The organism is Bacteroides fragilis NCTC 9343, assembly GCF_000025985.1.
GTDB classification, from domain to species: Bacteria; Bacteroidota; Bacteroidia; order Bacteroidales; family Bacteroidaceae; genus Bacteroides; species Bacteroides fragilis.
Map to the genome: position 1 here is coordinate 4,488,006 of NC_003228.3, position 17,956 is coordinate 4,505,961.

Genomic DNA, 17,956 nt, shown 5'->3' on the forward strand with positions numbered 1-17,956 from the left:
TTTACTTTTTTATATTTCTACCTCTTATTATATATTTCGACACGCCTTGCCCTACGGTTCACCTGTATCCAATCGATACCTCCCTCCGGCCAGCGATGATACTCAATTTCCTCTTTCACCTCTTCTGGAGAAAGCTTTATCCTTCCATGAGCCTGTATGCCGAAACGTACGTTTAAACCATGATTGCGCAGAAACTCCGCAACACTTTCCGCCCTTCGCTCTGACAATGAATAGTTATAACTGTCACTACCTATCTCATCGGCAAAACCATCAAACCTAAGTTCGGAAAATTGGTAAGTACCCATTTCATTGATAAATTGCTCGAGTCTCCGTACAGATTCATCGGTCAACTCATCCGAATCGAAATCAAAATAGAGAGTCATCAGCAATCCTTCCGGCGCATACTGCTTCAGTGTGACAGACTCCGGAGAAACAGTTTCCGTAGTGCCGTTCAACAACAAAGCGCCACCTAAAATTGCATTTTCCTCACTCATCCCGTAAAAAGGCATCCCTTGCTGGGTTCCCAGATCCTCTACTGTACGGAGGTAATAGATATCGTCTCTTGAAGCCATTTCACGATCGGATACAAAATAGGCTGTTCGCAAGTCAAGCGGACACATATAATAATCGTTGAAGACGGAATTTACCGGATAAGGAAAATGGCTGATACTGCCCGGAATCACTCCATCTTTATCATAATAAGCACTGAACAGATCATAACCACCGAATCCCGGCAATCCGTTAGACGAAAAGATAAGACGTCCTTTATAGATTACAGGAAAGATCTCATCGCCTTCCGTGTTGACATCCGGTCCCAGATTAACAGGAGTCCCCCATGCCTGAGCCTCTTCATCCCAATGGACAACATACAGGTCGAACCCACCGTATCCTCCGGGCATGTCAGAGGTAAACAACAATGATTTGCCTTCATTAAACAGGTAAGGGTGGGCATACGAAGACATCTCTTCCTGTGGAAAAGCCGGAACATACTTCGTAAATCGTTTCTTCTTGTTCTTTAGCACAGAGTAAAACAACTTTGTACGGAAAGGACGTAGCTTCCGGTTTGCCATCTCTACGGTTGTCTTCTCTTTATCATACTCGATAACCGTAGCTACCATCGACTTCATATCCGGCGAAAAGGTCACTGGACCATTCTGTAAGTCAGCAGGTATTTTCCGGAAATAGCCATAATATCTTGGAGGTTTCTGAGTCTCAACACCGGTTTCACCGGGTTCGTCAAGTGCATAATAGTGAGTACGATGGAAGAATAATTTCCCCGGATCATTGAATTTACTGTAACTAATGGCATAAAACGGTTGTTCCCCATAATTACCAACCCAAAATTCAGCGTTCGATGTATTCAGTAATAAGCGTTTTGCCGAAAACCCGGGATCTTCCTGAACCGAATGGCGCATGGCAAGTGCCTCCAATGTATTCTGATAGCGCTGATAGCGGCTATATATGTCTTTATAGGCATTATCCAGGCAAATGGCTTCTGCTTTGCGGGCTTGTCCCTGAAAACGCAGAGCATCCACATAATCACAGACATCATCTACCCCGAGCAAATCCGGACGCAAGCTCATTGCTTTATCATAATGCTCCGAGGCGCGACCATATTCCCTTACCATGAAATACAAACGCGCTGTTTTGAGATGAAGCGCAGCCTGACCGGCCTCATCTTTTTCACGCCTGATAGCCGTTTCATACTGAGCCATCGCTTTATCAAATTTCTGCCTGATAAAATTACGGTCTGCCCGCCGTTCTACCCGCCCTATCTTCCGCTCCTGCGCAACGGAAGGCATAGTCCCTCCCATCAGAAAAAGGAATGCGGCAGCCGACAGGAGAATCTGTATCTTCTTCTTTCTCATTTCAGCAACTTTTTATCAGTAACATTATCGGAATATATTATAGGTGAGATTTATACCGAACTTAGTCGGACCTATCCACCTCTTCGTCTTTTTACGTTCCAAAGGGAAATTCACATATTCTCCACCCAAATAATATTTATTGTATTGGAGGTGCGCATATCCCAGGCCAATATTCAGATCCAGCCCCCAACGAGAGTTGAAAGCAAATTTATACCCGGTCGAGATACCTCCCGATACTCCCCAACCTTTACGACGATAGCTCTGCAACGGATCGTTATGCTTTAATAAACCGATATTAAAATTACCGTACATAGCATAGGGACCAATATAAAATCCATCCCATGAGTCGTTAGTATAAAAGTTACGAGGATTCACATAATAGCGCAATTCAACACTGCTCTGGAGTGCCCGAAACACTTCTTCATGTTTCTTGAATAAATACGGCATCCATAGCACTTCACCGTTCACCGTGAGTTGCCTCGTCAATGTATACTCAAAGCCGACGTTAGGCGAACCGGTCAGCCAAAAAGGAATATTCACTTTGACACTTTGTGCCTGTACTCCGCTGATTAAGCAAAATAAAACGGCGACACTCAAAATATGTCGTATAACTGATTTCATTCTAATTCTCTTTTATATGTATATATGTATCATTCCATGTCCGTATCTCCACTCTCGATATCTTCGTTCCATCCTACAACCGATATCTTAATAACGGTATAAGATTCGATCTCAATAATTATACGTTTACCATGCAATAACCGTAACGGCAGTCCTGTCTCCCTTTCCGTAACTTCCACGGGCAGATGGTTGACAACTGCTCCATTTTCATCGAGAAATGTATAATTCAACCTCATCGGTTCATTCTCCACAGAAGGAATAAAACGATGATCTACCTCTAATACATCGGCTTTCTCCTGTACGGGTAATGTTCCGAAATGAAACATTTTGTCCTCGGGAGTCAATCGGCCGGTCAGAGTATCATTTTTGAGGTATTGCATTACAGGTGCTCCTTCCGCAAGCAATTGTACCTTCTTTATATGCGATACATCACCGGGAAATTTCTTAAACCGAACCGTTATACGTCCGGTATAGCGTTCCAGTGCTGCGGTATCGGTCTGTAAAATGCCCGGATGTACAATTGCGGGTACGAACTTCTGGAATAATATATCCGAAGGCTGTACATATCTGTTCGGTCCGGTAGAGCTGCTTTTCAGAATAAAAGCAGAAGCATCCAGATGTTGCCCGTCCACAAACGTAAGACTGTCCGTATTGGTATAACAGTATACTTTATATTCGCCGGGAGTTAACCTAAAACTAAACAAGCCCGCCTCCATGCGCGGATCTTTATCCCATGGAGAGGTTGCATAACGTGCACCGACCAATGTTCCGGCATCGTTATAGACCAGCACTCGACAATCACTGACAGTCTTGTTCAGAACTTCGGGTACAAAAACCTGATAATTCGTTTCATCTTCAAAATAATCATATGTACACGACGCAAGCGAAAGTAAGACTGCTACACCAGTAAATAATACTATGAGAAGTCTGTTTTTTCTCATGTTCTATAGTTTATTTCATTAATCACCTCCGAGGTCCTCGGGAGCAGCAAGCATTTCTGCTTATTCTCTGCTCCCGGACCATAATTCCGAGGGGAGTAAAAGAAAGTTTTTACATTATAATATCTGAATTTACAATATTGCTATCCCAAGGTGTAGGAGCTCCTACAGTAATTGTCAGGCCACCATATTCCGTAGGAGTTACAGGCACAGTCGTGCTTCCGCCGGTACGTAAAGTCAGGTTTACTTCACGAATCACGTTCGGCACAAAATTCTCTTTAACCACTCCGGACCAATAAACAGTAGCATCACTAGGAAGTGCAGTACCATCTCCCAAAATATGTCCGGCTTTACCACGTCCTGATACCACTATAAAATACTGACGCTGTCTGTCAGCCGTACCGGTAGTTGCAGAATCATTAACGCGTCCACCGTTATTGGGGAATACAACCACATCTCTCCACATCGTGAAGTTTCCGTTCAAAATCGTTCCTCCTGGATTATAACCGGCTCCGGGCTCAGCCGTTTTAAAGACTTCACCATCCGAGATAGACAATATATTAGTAGCAGTCGAGGTAGCACTTACTCCTCCGTCATTCCCTGCCATCACTTTCAGATAGTCCGGCAAGCGATAAATCATAATAGAAGCGTCTTGTGTAAAATCAACTCCTTTGGCAGTATTCTCATTATTCGTATTTCCTTCTTTATCCTTTACGTTCAGACGGACACGCATCAAAGAAACTTCACGCTTCAAAGCAATCGGAGATGGAGTTGCAGTCGCATCCGAAGAAATAACCACATTCGAAACAGCTCCCATAAAGATTTCGGCCGGTTCCGTATAGGCTGTATTGCCAGCCAAGGCAGCAGAACAAAAAGCAGGGAATGTACCCGTTTTATACTTCATCACCATGTTCTGTACCTGTTTCTGACGTACGTTCCACATCCCCCACTCTACAGGAGTCGTGCCTCCATCCAAATAGGTATTGATAGCATCCGCTGAACTTTTCGCATTTGCTATGGCTACCATTGTATAAGTTCCAGCAGGTACATCTGTATAAGTAAAGGTTGTATTCCCAGCTGTTGGAGTAACTACATCGGAAAACCGCACGATATTGCTTGCGTCATATAGCAAAATCTGTACCTGGTGGATATTACTCCACGAAGTTTCCGGTACTGCAGTAGATTGTGCGGCTCTCGTCTTACCGCCCTGTTCCATACTTGTTCCTTCAAAGTTCAACTTGACTATAAAGTTAGCCTTCGAGTTCCCTCCGGGAACTTCTCCTGAAGGCAGTTCATTGTGCTCCGAACAAGCACTCATAGTCATTGCAGCAAGCAAAGACCATAAAAACATAGATTTTTTTCTCATAAACAATTCACTTTAGTTTCTACTTAATAGTTGATTCAGACAGAATGTTAGTTTCTGATCCATTTGGCCTGCCCGTTACTTCGTAGGTAACGGGATTACACAAATTCCGAGATAAAGAAGTGTCTTTAAAGGAGTTGTTTTTACTAAAATGAATCTTTACGGTCTTAAAAAAGACAATAAAATCCTTTCCCATCTTTCAACCTGAAAAATGGAAATATCTTTTGTTGCCTTTTCCGAAAGACAACCCGCTAAAAATGTTCAGCTATTTAATATCTATTGCAAAAATAATTGTTTTATTATGCGTAATTCAAAAAATATATTTAAATTTGCCGCCGATATCATCTCCCGTTACCTACGAAGTAACGGATATTTTTTCAATTAGCAATCAAGCTATTAGCTTCTTATTTTTTTATCTGTCCCCCTTTTCTTCTTCGATAAAATATATGTAATAAGAGAGCTATTCATCCGGTTTACCTCATCGTCTCTGTAGGGTTGAAAATAGGTTTCGGTTACTTTAACCGAAGAATGTCCCATAGCGTCACAAATCAAGCTTGAATTATAATTCTGCCGGAGGGCCGTTGTCGCCCAGGTATGACGGGCGGTATAAGTACTGAGTCGGTCTCTGATTCCCAATATGTTTGCCACTTGTGTCAACCGATAGTTCTGAAGGCGTAACATTCGGGCATATTGTCCATATTCATCTTTACCGGGATTCTGTATAATAGGGAAAAGATAAGGTGAGTCCGGAATTGCATACATATATTTCTGTATAATTTCCATGGCTTCCTTACCCACCACCACAGTCAGTTTACGACTGGTCTTGCGCCGGTGATACGTGATCACATTTCCCTGCAAATCACACCTGCGCAAGAAAGCAAGATCCACAAACGGCATCCCTCGAAGCAGGAACAAAAGCACAAACAGATCACGGCTGAAAGCCAATTTTCCAGGCAACGGTTTTCGGTCTGTCATCAGTCTGCATATAACTTCCGGCGAAACAGCTCTTTTCACCGGGCAATCAATACCGGTATGTACTTTATTGAAAAGACGTGGCACGTAAGTTGCCACGCCCCGTTCCAAAGCCTGATTATATACAGATCTCAACATACGCATGTAAGTAGAAATGGTATTCCACTTAAGCTGGTCAGCCAATAGTTTCTGCTCAAACAAAGCCAGCCATTCCGGAGTCAGTTGGCTAAAGGTGATTTCACGTCCATTCATAAAATTTTTCAGTCGATTCAAAGTACTCTGATATACATGGGCAGTACCATTGCGTTGTTCTTTTTTCAGTTCGACTATTCGCTTCTCCATAAATCGAGTCAAAAGTTCTTTTTTCATTTTAAGTCTGTTTAGATTACAAATTAAATTATCGCATGCTTTTGCTTATCATTTCATATATCGGACTGATATTTCAACAAATCGCAAAAAGCGTAGTGCCATAACAAACCAACTGCATGATTATCTCTTTTTTTTAGATAACTTTGCAGCCTTCGAAAAACTTTTAACCACAATTGGAATAGACCGAACCGGCTCTTCTCAAGACACCGCTTCAATCATTTCTCAGTATCCACAGTCTCAGGCTTCACAACCTGACTTGTCACAAGTGTATCTTTCTCAGTAGTATTACAAGTACCATTAAACCTGGCTTTCGATTCTATTTCAAGTTTACATGTATAAACATCACCATTCATTGTACATCCCGATTTCATTATCAAATCTTCTGCCACCTGAATATCTCCCTGTAACATCCCGTGTAACACAGCACCGGTGCACGTCACATTTCCTTTGATCCTTCCTTGAGGACCAATCACCACTTTCCCTCTACAGGAAACATTTCCCTCTATTATTCCATCTAAACGTAAATCCCCTTCTACCGTGATTGTTCCTTTCACCATTGTTCCCAATGCTATTGTAGTCAGTTTATCAACACCGACTTTCACAGTCTTTACAGAATAATCTTCATTCTTCTTTTTTCCAAACATATTAAAATCTGAATTATGTAAATAAAAAAAGGACGAACATTCTTCTGATACCAAATATTAAGTAGATTACAAATATAAGTTAATTATAAGACAGGCAGAAAAAAAGACGGGAAAATGATCGTATATAATCATAAAAAAGGGGAAAAACCGTTTATCGGTTTCTCCCCTCTCTCCTATTATTTAATTGTTGCAAACAGAATTATTTATATTCCTGCCAGCTCTTTATCTGAATATCTTCCAGTTTCAGATCGCAGAATGCCTCGATAAACGCACTTGCCAGACGAGCATTAGTGATCAACGGAATATTGTGATCTATCGCACCGCGACGGATACGGTAACCATTTGTCAATTCACGCTTCGAATGATTCTTCGGAATGTTTACGATCAAATCAAATTTATGATCGGCAATCATCTTCATCACATTATTCTCAGCTCCCGGTTTCTCATCCGGCCAGTAAACCGGAGTAGTATCTACCCCATGTGCATTCAGGAAAGCAGCAGTACCGGCTGTTGCATAAATCTTATACCCTTGGTTGAACAACATGCGGCTTGCCTCCAACAAATCGACTTTCGACTTCATTGCACCTGAAGAGAACATAACTCCCTTTCCTGGAATCTTAAAGCCTGTAGCGATCATCGCATTCAGCAATGCTTCCGAAAAATCATCACCGATACAACCCACTTCACCGGTAGACGACATATCTACGCCCAGAACCGGATCGGCCTTATGCAGACGCGAGAAGGAGAACTGAGACGCTTTTACTCCGATCCAATCAATGTCAAATGCGGACTTATCAGGACGACTGTATGGGGCATCAAGCATAATGCGGGTAGCTGTTTCGATAAAGTTGCGTTTCAACACCTTCGAAACAAACGGGAAACTACGTGAAGCACGCAAGTTACATTCAATCACTTTGACTTCGTTGTTACGAGCCAGGAACTGAATATTAAACGGACCCGAAATATTGAGCTCTTTTGCAATCTGACGACTGATTTTCTTAATACGGCGTGCTGTTGCAAAATAGATTTTCTGTGCAGGGAATACCAAAGTAGCATCACCGGAGTGCACACCGGCAAATTCAATATGTTCAGAGATGGCATATTCTACTACTTCTCCGTTCTGAGCTACTGCATCAAACTCGATTTCCTTGGTATTCTCAAGGAATTGAGAAACAACCACCGGATACTCTTTGGATACCTCAGCAGCCATCTTCAAGAAGTTCTCCAATTCTTCGTCGTCATAGCAAACGTTCATTGCAGCACCCGACAACACATAAGACGGGCGAACCAGCACCGGATAACCTACTTTCTCCACAAATCCCTTCACATCTTCCAGACTGGTCAGCTCCTGCCATGCCGGTTGGTCTATCCCCAGTTGATCGAGCATTGCAGAGAACTTATTACGATTCTCGGCGCGGTCGATAGAAATAGGAGAAGTACCCAATACCGGAACAGACTGACGATAGAGTTTCATAGCCAGGTTATTCGGAATTTGTCCGCCTACAGATACAATCACACCGCGAGGTTGCTCCAGGTCAATGACATCGAGTACACGTTCGAACGAAAGTTCATCAAAGTACAGACGGTCACACATATCATAGTCAGTAGACACCGTTTCGGGGTTATAATTAATCATAATCGATTTATATCCCAGCTTACGGGCAGTCTGCACAGCATTTACCGAACACCAGTCGAACTCAACCGAACTACCTATACGATAAGCGCCTGAACCCAGAACAACTACTGATTTTTCATTCTTATAATAGTTCACATCATAGCCCTGAACCGCATAAGTCATATACAGATAGTTTGTCAATTCAGGATGTTCGGAAGCGATTGTATTAATGCGTTTCACTGCCGGAAGAATACCCAGTTCTTTACGGCGTGCACGTACCATCAGATTCTCTTTCTCCATATTTCCCACCGGATTCAGCACAAATCGTGCAATCTGGAAGTCGGAGAAGCCCAGAACTTTAGCCTCACGCAACACATCGGCCGGGATATCCTCTACTTTATCATAGGCAGACAGCTTAGCCTTATAGTCAACAATATTTTTAAGTTTACCCAAGAACCACGGATCGATCTTTGTCAGTTCGTGAATACGCTCTATGGTATAACCTTCCTCCATAGCCTGAGCCAATGCGAAGATACGCAGATCTGTCGGGTGAGAAAGTTCCTTGTCCAGATCCTCAAAGTGTACGTCATCGTTACCGACAAACCCATGCATGCCTTGTCCGATCATACGGAGCCCTTTCTGGATAATCTCTTCAAACGAACGTCCGATTGACATAATCTCACCTACCGACTTCATGCTCGATCCGATCTCACGGGATACACCGGCAAACTTGGTCAGGTCCCAACGAGGAATCTTGCAAATATAATAATCAAGCTGTGGAGCCACATAAGCGGAATTCGGAGTTCCCATCTCACCGATCTGGTCGAGTGTGTAACCCAATGCCACTTTTGCAGCCACGAATGCCAACGGATAACCGGTAGCCTTCGAAGCCAATGCCGACGAACGGCTCAAACGTGCATTCACCTCGATCACACGATAATCATCCGTATCCGAATTGAACGCATACTGAATGTTACACTCACCGACAATACCCAGGTGACGGATACATTTGGTTGACAGTTCCTGCAACATTTTCAACTCTTTGTCGTCCAATGAACAAGTCGGAGCTACTACGATCGATTCACCGGTATGAATGCCCAGCGGATCAAAATTCTCCATGCTTGCCACTGTAAAGCAGTGATCGTTCGCATCGCGGATCACCTCAAACTCAATCTCTTTCCAGCCCTTCAGCGACTCTTCTACCAAAATCTGTTTAGAGAAAGCAAACGAACTTTCGGCCAGTTTCAGGAACTCTTCTTCATTGGCACAAATACCGCTGCCGAGTCCTCCCAATGCATAAGCCGAACGAACCATCACCGGATAGCCAATGCGTCGCGCAGCAGCGATAGCATCTTCCATGCTCTCCACCGCCTGGCTGATCGGAGTTTTCATCTCGATTTCATCGAGTTTCTTCACAAACAAGTCACGGTCTTCCGTATACATAATAGCCTCAACCGAAGTACCTAATACTTTCACGCCATATTTATCCAGAATCCCCTTTGTATAAAGTTCCGCACCACAATTCAGGGCAGTCTGTCCACCGAATGCGAGCAGAATACCGTCGGGGCGTTCTTTCTTAATAATCTCTTCTACGAAATAAGTAGTCACGGGCAGGAAATACACCTTATCAGCAATTCCCTCGGAAGTCTGAATGGTTGCGATATTCGGGTTAACCAATACCGAATTGATACCTTCTTCTTTCAAGGCCTTCAATGCCTGTGAACCGGAATAATCAAACTCTCCGGCTTGTCCGATTTTGAGTGCGCCTGAACCCAAAACAAGAACTTTTTTCATTTCCTTTTCCATTTCTTTTATTGTCATTATAAGTTGTTATTTCTAAGTGTCCGCATAAAAAAAATGCGTTGCCCTCAATAAAGGACTAACGCATTACCAAAGAACTAAATATCGTTTTTGGAGAAAAGAGAAGAAGTAGACCGATTCCGGGTGAAATACACTCGAATGGAGATAATACTTACTTCTGATTTCCTGTTGATTCATTGTTGTTTCAAAGTTTGTGCAAAGTAACGACTTATTTCTATAATTACAAAGGAATCTGGTAAGAATATTCGTTTTATTTGTTACTTCTGCCGATTCTGACTATCTTTGCCCTTCGATTAAAAACAAAAGTAATGGGAAAAGAAAAAATCATATTAACAGGCGACCGTCCTACCGGAAAGCTCCACATCGGACACTACGTAGGCTCGCTGAAACGGAGAGTCGAACTGCAAAACTCCGGCTCGTTTGACAAAACTTTCATCTTCATTGCCGATGCACAGGCACTGACCGATAATATCGACAACCCCGAAAAAGTACGTCAGAACGTAATTGAAGTAGCTCTCGATTATCTGGCTTGCGGACTCGACCCGGAAAAATCAACCATCTTCATCCAGTCCCAGATTCCGGAACTGTGCGAACTGACTTTCTATTATATGGATCTCGTCACCGTATCGCGCCTGCAACGTAATCCCACTGTGAAAACAGAAATCCAGATGCGTAACTTTGAAACCAGTATTCCGGTAGGTTTCTTCACTTACCCCATCAGTCAGGCTGCCGACATCACTGCCTTCCGTGCCACAACCGTACCGGTTGGTGAAGACCAGGAGCCCATGATCGAGCAAGCCAGAGAGATTGTCCGCCGTTTCAATTATATCTATGGAGAAACCCTGGTAGAACCGGAGATCCTTTTACCGGATAATGCAGCCTGCCTGCGCCTGCCCGGTACCGATGGAAAAGCCAAGATGAGTAAATCGTTAGGCAACTGCATTTATCTGGCCGAAGAAGCTGATGAAATCCAAAAGAAAGTGATGAGCATGTTCACCGACCCCGATCATCTGCGCGTGCAAGATCCGGGTAAAATCGAGGGTAACACCGTATTTACATACCTGGATGCATTCTGCCGTCCCGAACACTTCGAACGTTACCTGCCCGACTATCCGAATCTGAACGAGTTGAAAGCCCACTATCAGCGTGGCGGTTTGGGTGATGTAAAGGTAAAACGTTTCCTCAACTCCATTATGCAAGAAGAGTTGGAGCCTATCCGCAACCGTCGGAAAGAATTCGAAAAAGATATTCCCGCCATCTATGAAATGCTGAGAAAAGGCTGTGAAGTAGCAAGAGCTGCCGCTGCCGATACCTTGTCGGATGTTCGCAAAGCCATGAAGATAAACTACTTCGATGATGCCGAACTGATCAACGAACAAGTGAAGCGATTCAACAAATAGAAGTTAGATACATAAGTAAGCCCAGATTACTTATCTATAAAAAAAGAACGCCCTGTTACCGGATCGATAACAGGGCGATTTCTTTTAAAGAAAGTCAAGTCCGAACTTATTTAACAGACTCTACTAATACAACTCGGTTTAGGTAAATAGGTTTACCGAATTTATCCACACCACCACCGGCATCAACCTTCAAGCGGCTGGAATCTACTCCGTATTTCTTAACCAATGCATTGACAACAGCCTGAGCACGTTTCTGGCTCAACTCCTTATTGAATGCAGGAGTACCGGTTGCTGAGTCAGCATATCCGTATACGGTATATTGTGTATCCGGGAATTCTTTCATCTTGGCAGCAAGATAAGACAAGTTCATCTCTTCACGTGGTGACAGTTCAGAAGATCCGATTGTGAAGAATACGGTACGCGGAGCAATGTTAGCATCCGTAACGACTACCTGTTCGGCAACTTCTGCCACCGGCTGATTCTGTGCGTCAACCAACTGCTGTTGCAGTGACTGGTTAGCAGCAGCCATGTCATTCATCTGACGACGCATATTAGCCAGTTCGATTTCAGAAATAATCTGTGGCATCGGACGGGCAAATCCGCGAGCCGGGAAACGATAAGTCAAACCGGCAGTCAGGCTGGCAACACCGTCATATCCATGTTTTCCGCCAATTTCTCCGTCAAACTTATCTTCGGCCAGCATACCACCGATTTCGATATTGATATCTACCGCACTCGAAACGCGGAAACGGTTGATAATACCTGCGTTCATAGCAAACGCCTCACGATGAGGTTTCGAATATGAATGAGTAAAACCGGCTCCCAAATAAGGGATAATTTCATATACACGGTGAGAGTTGTATCCGCCAAACAGTGCATTCAAGTTGAACATCACGTCCCCGTGAAGATTCATATAGTTGAATTTCTGTTTATAATACCCATTAGCCAGTTTACCACTCTTCACAAAATCAGCTGTTTCCGAACCGGCAAAGCCACGTCCCTGTAAGCCACTGTACTGCAATCGCAACCCCAATCCCGGAGTAAACCATTTACCGACAGCCACATTCAATGTCGGACTGATACGGTCCCTGAATTTCCCGACATGGTCATTATCGCCGAACAGTGCTTCAGCACCTCCGCCGATAGAGAAAAACCAATTATCCCAGAAAGGGTTAGTGATCACTTGATATTTGTCTTGTACCTGGATAACTTCGTATCCCGTAATTGTAGTCTGCTGCGCAGAAGCAACAGATGTAACGCCGGCTAAGGCCAGCAGCATTAGAATCTTTTTCATATACCTTAATAGTTAAAGTGGTTATTACAAATCTTCCTATTTATTATTGAAACTATTTAAATAACACCAACGAAACTAAAAGGTTTTGGATAAATAGAAATTTCCGAGGCATTTTCTACAAAGTTCGGGGGATACACCTTATTATATATGGTCCTAAAGCTAGTTTGACCTATTTTTGTTCCATGAAAATTTTTCGTAACGGCATAATCAATCTTTCCAGCAGGCGAAGATCATCCGTGATAATTTCCGCACTTCCCTTCATCTCACGAGTCAACGGCAAGGTCTTCCCATAATTGGTTGTCAGTCCGTCCGGTAAGGCAATATCGACCACATACATGCCTTCCGCCGTCGGCAGGGGCGATACACTTTTCACCTTCCCCTTTACATAGCCGAACTCCTGATCCGGATAGTTGTTCAAACGCAGATTTACCCGCTGTCCGGCTTTCACTTTACCCGACCCCTGCAAAGGCAGCAACGCCGTCCCCACAGGCAAAGATTCTTCTTCGGGAGCAACCACAAACACTGTAGCCCCCGATTCCACGTACTGATTCACACTCCATACATTCAGGAAAGTAACCTTTCCCCCAACCGGACTTCGAAGCAGATAACGCTGCTCCCAGGCGGTGAGCTGACTCTGCAACTGATCCGTAGCATTTCTCAGATTCACGGCCTGTGTCTGCTTCTCCTCAAACGCCTGTTTCTCCAGATCGAGCAATGTCTCTTCCGATTGTTCTATCTGCATATCCACCTGAGTTAACTGCATGCGGGCCGACTCCCTTGACTGAAGACTTTGCAGGTAGCGACTCCCAGACTGTTCAAACTCCGTAATAATCATCGCCTGGCGATGATAGAGAATTGAATCTCGCGTATACGAAGCATGAGCCAGGGCATACTCTTTCTCTATCAGAAAATACTGGCTCCGAACCTGACCATAATATTTCTTCTGAGTCTCCAAAAGTTCCCTCTGCGACTGTAACTTCTTTGCATAATACCCCAATTCATTCATACGCACCATTTCGGAGAGAGTACTCACAAACGCCGCATAGGCCGACTGTATCTCTCCCAGCCGCCAGCGATCTGTTTCCGAATGTAGAAAAAGCCCTTTACCCGACTCAGGCGTATATCCTTCCTGTTTCCACTTCCGCATCCGCTCTTGCAAGGAGAATACATCCGACGCACAAGCTGTATTCTCTATTGTCCCCAGATTCGTGTCGGGTTCCACCTCCTGACCGTTTTGTACATACAGATTCTCCAGTCTTCCGGCTGCTCGGGCCACTACGTAAGCCGGAGGATCTTGTGTGCTTACCGTCACCTCCGCAGCAATCACATCCGGATATTTAAACCAATAGCTTCCGGCAACCAATGCCACCACTATGACAAACAGCACCGTAATGCCACTGCGAAGAATCCATGCCGGAACACGATTCATCACTTCCTGCACCTCTTCGCTACGAAGCTCGATCTCTTTATGTGTGTGCTCCTTTTCCATATCTAACTTCCTAATTCCAACTGATTCTTCACCAACTGATAATACAATCCTTTCTTTTCCGTCAGTTCCCTGTGGGTTCCCTCTTCGGCTACAGCACCCCTATCCAGCACCACGATCTTATCCGCATCACGAACCGTACTCAAACGGTGTGCCACTACCACAACCGTCTTACCACGATAGAACGTGTGCAGATGCTCCATAATCTCGCGTTCATTGTTGGCATCCAATGCATTCGTCGCCTCATCGAAAAACAGGAACTCAGGATTTTTATAAACAGCGCGGGCTATCAGCAGGCGTTGACGCTGTCCCTGGCTGATGCCGTTTCCCTCCATGCCGATCTTCGTATTATACCCCAAAGGAAGAGAATCGATGAAGTCACGAATGTTGGCCACTGTCACCGCATGGCGAAGGCGCTCCACATCCACCTGTTCCTCCCCCACGGCAATATTATTTGCAATCGTATCAGAAAAAATAAAGCCATCCTGCATCACCGAACCGCTCTTCGCACGCCAAAGGTGCGGATTTACCACATCCAGAGGGGTCTCACCTATCTTGATATCCCCCTTATTCGGAGTATAAAAGCCAAGCATCAGCTTGATCAGCGTAGTCTTGCCGCTACCGCTCGCACCCACAATCGCCGTCACCTTGTGTTCGGGTATGTTCAGGTTCACATCATTCAGCACATAGTCACGATCCGCACCGTCATAACTGAACGAGAGATTCTCGATACGTATATCACGCCGTTCCGGAAGAACCGTCAGCTTAGAGGCAATATCCTGCTCTTCATCCTTCTGTCCATGAATCTCGTTCAGGCGCTCCAGACTGATCTTCGCATCCTGCAACTGCTGTGCAAAACCGATAAAAGAACCGATCGGACCGCTTAACTGACCGATAATATACGTCAGTGACATCATCATACCCAACGTCATATTTCCCTCCACAACCGATTTAGCAGCAATAAAAGAGATGACAATATTCGTAGTCTGATTAAAAAAGACAGAACCCACCTGTTGTACCTGTCCCAGTGCCAGACCTTTTACGCTGATCTTGAAAAGTTTCACCTGAATACGTTCCCACTGCCAGCGTTTTTGTTTTTCACAGTTGTTCAGTTTGATCTCCTGCATGGCAGTCACCAACTGTATCAAACTACTCTGTTCGCCCGCCGCCTGGGCAAAACGGCGGATATCCAATTCGCGCCGGTACTTCATAAACACAAGAATCCAGCAGATATAGAGTGAATTGCCCACCAGAAAGATAGCAAGAATACCCAGATTGTAATAAGCCAGCACAAAAGCAAAGATAAAGAAGTTCACAAAAGAGAAAAGCGTACTGATGGACGATCCCGTCAGAAAACTCTCGATACGTCCGTGATCGCCTATACGTTGCATAATGTCACCGATCATCTTCGTATCGAAATAATGGAGCGGAAGCTTCATCAACTTCGCCAGGAAGTCAGAGATCAACGAAATATTGATACGCGTATTCATGTGAAGCATAATCCAGCTACGGATAAACTCGACCGAAAGTTGTGAAACGGAAATCACCAGTTGTGAAATCAGGATCAGAGTGATAAAGTTCAGGTTACCGTCGCGAATACCCACATCCACCAATGACTGTGTCAGAAAAGGGAAAATAAGCTGCAACAAGCTCGCTGTCAGCATTCCCAGAATCAGTTGAATCAGTTGTTTACGATAAGGAGACAAATATTTAAGAAAGAAACGAAGACTGCGACTGCCGGATTCTTCTTCGTCGCCCTGCCCTTGGAATTCCGGACCCGGTTCAAGCGCAAGTGCAGCCCCTTTCTCCTCTCCATTCACCTTAGTAGACAACCAGCATTTCTTAAACTCCTCCTCACTGTACGAAATCAACTGACGGGCGGGGTCGGCGATATAGAAACGGTAGCCGCTACGTTTCTTCTTTATATCATAACAGACCACGAAGTGATTCTGGTTCCAATGCAGAATGCAAGGCAACGGTACATCCTTCTTCAGTTGCTCCAAAGAGATGCGCACCCCCGAAGTACGGAAACCGATCGATTCCGCCGCATCGCTGATGCCCAGCATGGAAACTCCTTCGCGGGTAATAAAAGAGCGTGCACGGAGAGTTTGCAGGGAGTAGCTCTTACCATAATACTTCGCAATCATGCGAAGACAGGAAGGACCGCAATCCATAGCATCCAACTGGAGGTAATGAGGAAAAGAATTTAATTTCATTGATTCATAATATTAGTCTACGTAACAAAAATACATCACATATCCGGAATATAATGCGCTTCTCCCGGAATTTGTGAAAAAAACTCCCCGAAAGGATAATTTGCCCTTTTCCCATTCAGAAAATCCAGTAACAGAAGTATCCCCTCATACCGCCCTTTTTTTAAAGCTTTCTCACAAGCACTTTTCAAATCAGACAGATAGTTTTTTGCCCCTATCCTTACACCTTTATCTCCCGAAGAGAGTCTAAGCAATACATACCATGAAATTCCTTCCAATCCTGTAGCTAAAGAGTAATCGCCCAAGCGCCTGACATCATACTCCATCACTTTCTCATCAATCTTATTGCGCTCTTCATTATCATCATCTTCCACAAATCCCTTCCGGACCAGATATTCCACCCCCCAACCTATACCACACCATCCGAAAGACCGACCGACCGGCATCCCTAAGCAGACACTCTCCATCACTTCATCCAGCAATTCTCCGGCCAGTTCCTCAAACGCCCTCAATTCAGTGACACGTGAATAATCAAAAAAGAAAAGGCAACGTCCCATCTTTCCATAAAATAGCCCTATATCAAATTGTTTGCAAGAGAAGTAAAGCGATTTTGCTATTTGTTCTATATATGCATCCATCTTATTCTTTTTTTAACAACCAACAGGTATTTCATAATCAAGACGATATAGTTCTTTTATCTTTGCTATCTGTTTTTCATCCTTCAGTTCAAACCGGACAGATGTGGCATTTGCCTTTTCTTCCGGCATATCCACTCCCCTTTCGGCTAAAAAACGGTTCAACTTGCTGAGAGGTACAATACAGTCCACATCAGCAGAAGTATAAAAATCAGATTGCCTGCGTATATGTTCATCCTGCCACAACGGATTTGCCTTCCCCAATTCAAACTCAACGAACGAAAGAAAGCGTTCAAAAGAACAATCCTGATACAGATTACACATGTACATGTATTGATTGAAGGTACGTTCAAGTATAAAATATTTATAAGCAGAAACCAGCCTTTCTACCGGATCCCTCCAAACCGCTACCTTCAAATACGATTTATGCTCCCTTTCATAACCAGACATCTCAGAAACCGGTACCAAAAAACGTTCTGGTTTTACCCGGGCGATATAAAAATGAGTCTGATCTTCGGTATCAGGAATCATACCTGCTGACGCATAAATAGCTATGTTTTCCAAAAAAGTAAGTCCACATTTCGAAATAAGGACAAAAGCCATACGATGCTTCTCTACAAGACAAAAGTTGCATCCGAAGAAGTCTAATGGTGGTTTGTTTAGCATTGCAATATCTTTCATGACATACTATGATTTTCAAGGTCTAATATACATAAA

General features: G+C 44.0%; 13 protein-coding genes. 1 reads left to right on the forward strand and 12 read right to left on the reverse strand.

Translation table 11 applies throughout. The features are described 5' to 3' along the window. Positions 1 to 17: 17 nt before the first annotated feature. The 7 genes from BF9343_RS18390 to carB all read right to left on the reverse strand — a co-directional run bounded on the left by BF9343_RS18390 (position 18) and on the right by carB (position 10,196). The gene (locus BF9343_RS18390; protein ID WP_010993575.1) at positions 18 to 1,868 is read right to left on the reverse strand and encodes an OmpA family protein; all 1,851 of its coding nucleotides are present in this window, start codon (positions 1,866 to 1,868) and stop codon (positions 18 to 20) included. A 24-nt stretch (positions 1,869 to 1,892) separates the two neighbouring features. Beyond that, on the reverse strand, positions 1,893 to 2,489 hold the full coding sequence (locus tag BF9343_RS18395) for a DUF3575 domain-containing protein (protein ID WP_005799113.1): 597 nt from the start codon (positions 2,487 to 2,489) through the stop codon (positions 1,893 to 1,895). Positions 2,490 to 2,518: 29 nt separating this feature from the next. Continuing rightward, the gene (locus BF9343_RS18400; protein ID WP_005782402.1) at positions 2,519 to 3,430 is read right to left on the reverse strand and encodes a FimB/Mfa2 family fimbrial subunit; all 912 of its coding nucleotides are present in this window, start codon (positions 3,428 to 3,430) and stop codon (positions 2,519 to 2,521) included. Positions 3,431 to 3,539: 109 nt separating this feature from the next. Further along, positions 3,540 to 4,793: a FimB/Mfa2 family fimbrial subunit gene (locus BF9343_RS18405; protein ID WP_010993576.1), complete on the reverse strand. Its 1,254-nt coding sequence runs from the start codon at positions 4,791 to 4,793 to the stop codon at positions 3,540 to 3,542. 393 nt (positions 4,794 to 5,186) lie between these two features. Beyond that, a complete protein-coding gene (locus BF9343_RS18410; RefSeq protein WP_005799110.1) occupies positions 5,187 to 6,131 on the reverse strand; it encodes a Tsr15 family tyrosine-type DNA invertase in 945 nt (314 codons plus the stop codon). A gap of 215 nt (positions 6,132 to 6,346) precedes the next feature. Beyond that, entirely contained in the window at positions 6,347 to 6,775 is a 429-nt protein-coding gene (locus BF9343_RS18415; protein ID WP_005791781.1) for a bactofilin family protein, read from the reverse strand. A gap of 199 nt (positions 6,776 to 6,974) precedes the next feature. Then, positions 6,975 to 10,196, reverse strand: coding sequence for a carbamoyl-phosphate synthase (glutamine-hydrolyzing) large subunit (carB, locus tag BF9343_RS18420; RefSeq protein ID WP_005799108.1), 3,222 nt, complete (start codon positions 10,194 to 10,196; stop codon positions 6,975 to 6,977). Between the two features lie 323 nt (positions 10,197 to 10,519). Here carB and trpS point away from each other — a divergent pair, with 323 nt between their 5' ends. Further along, complete coding sequence (gene trpS / locus BF9343_RS18425; RefSeq protein WP_005791788.1) at positions 10,520 to 11,611, forward strand: tryptophan--tRNA ligase; 1,092 nt, start codon at positions 10,520 to 10,522, stop codon at positions 11,609 to 11,611. A 106-nt stretch (positions 11,612 to 11,717) separates the two neighbouring features. On the opposite strand, the gene BF9343_RS18430 is transcribed toward trpS, so the two are convergent. The 5 genes from BF9343_RS18430 to BF9343_RS18450 form a co-directional block, all read right to left on the reverse strand. After that, positions 11,718 to 12,905 (reverse strand): OmpA family protein, encoded by a 1,188-nt coding sequence (locus BF9343_RS18430; RefSeq protein ID WP_005791792.1) that lies wholly within the window; start codon positions 12,903 to 12,905, stop codon positions 11,718 to 11,720. Between the two features lie 169 nt (positions 12,906 to 13,074). Continuing rightward, entirely contained in the window at positions 13,075 to 14,394 is a 1,320-nt protein-coding gene (locus BF9343_RS18435) for an HlyD family secretion protein (RefSeq protein ID WP_010993578.1), read from the reverse strand. A gap of 2 nt (positions 14,395 to 14,396) precedes the next feature. Beyond that, a complete protein-coding gene (locus tag BF9343_RS18440; RefSeq protein ID WP_005791796.1) occupies positions 14,397 to 16,607 on the reverse strand; it encodes a peptidase domain-containing ABC transporter in 2,211 nt (736 codons plus the stop codon). Positions 16,608 to 16,642: 35 nt separating this feature from the next. Then, on the reverse strand, positions 16,643 to 17,242 hold the full coding sequence (locus BF9343_RS18445) for a hypothetical protein (RefSeq protein WP_010993579.1): 600 nt from the start codon (positions 17,240 to 17,242) through the stop codon (positions 16,643 to 16,645). A 12-nt stretch (positions 17,243 to 17,254) separates the two neighbouring features. Then, positions 17,255 to 17,920, reverse strand: a complete 666-nt coding sequence (locus tag BF9343_RS18450) for a sulfotransferase family 2 domain-containing protein (protein WP_010993580.1) — start codon at positions 17,918 to 17,920, stop codon at positions 17,255 to 17,257. Positions 17,921 to 17,956: the final 36 nt, after the last annotated feature.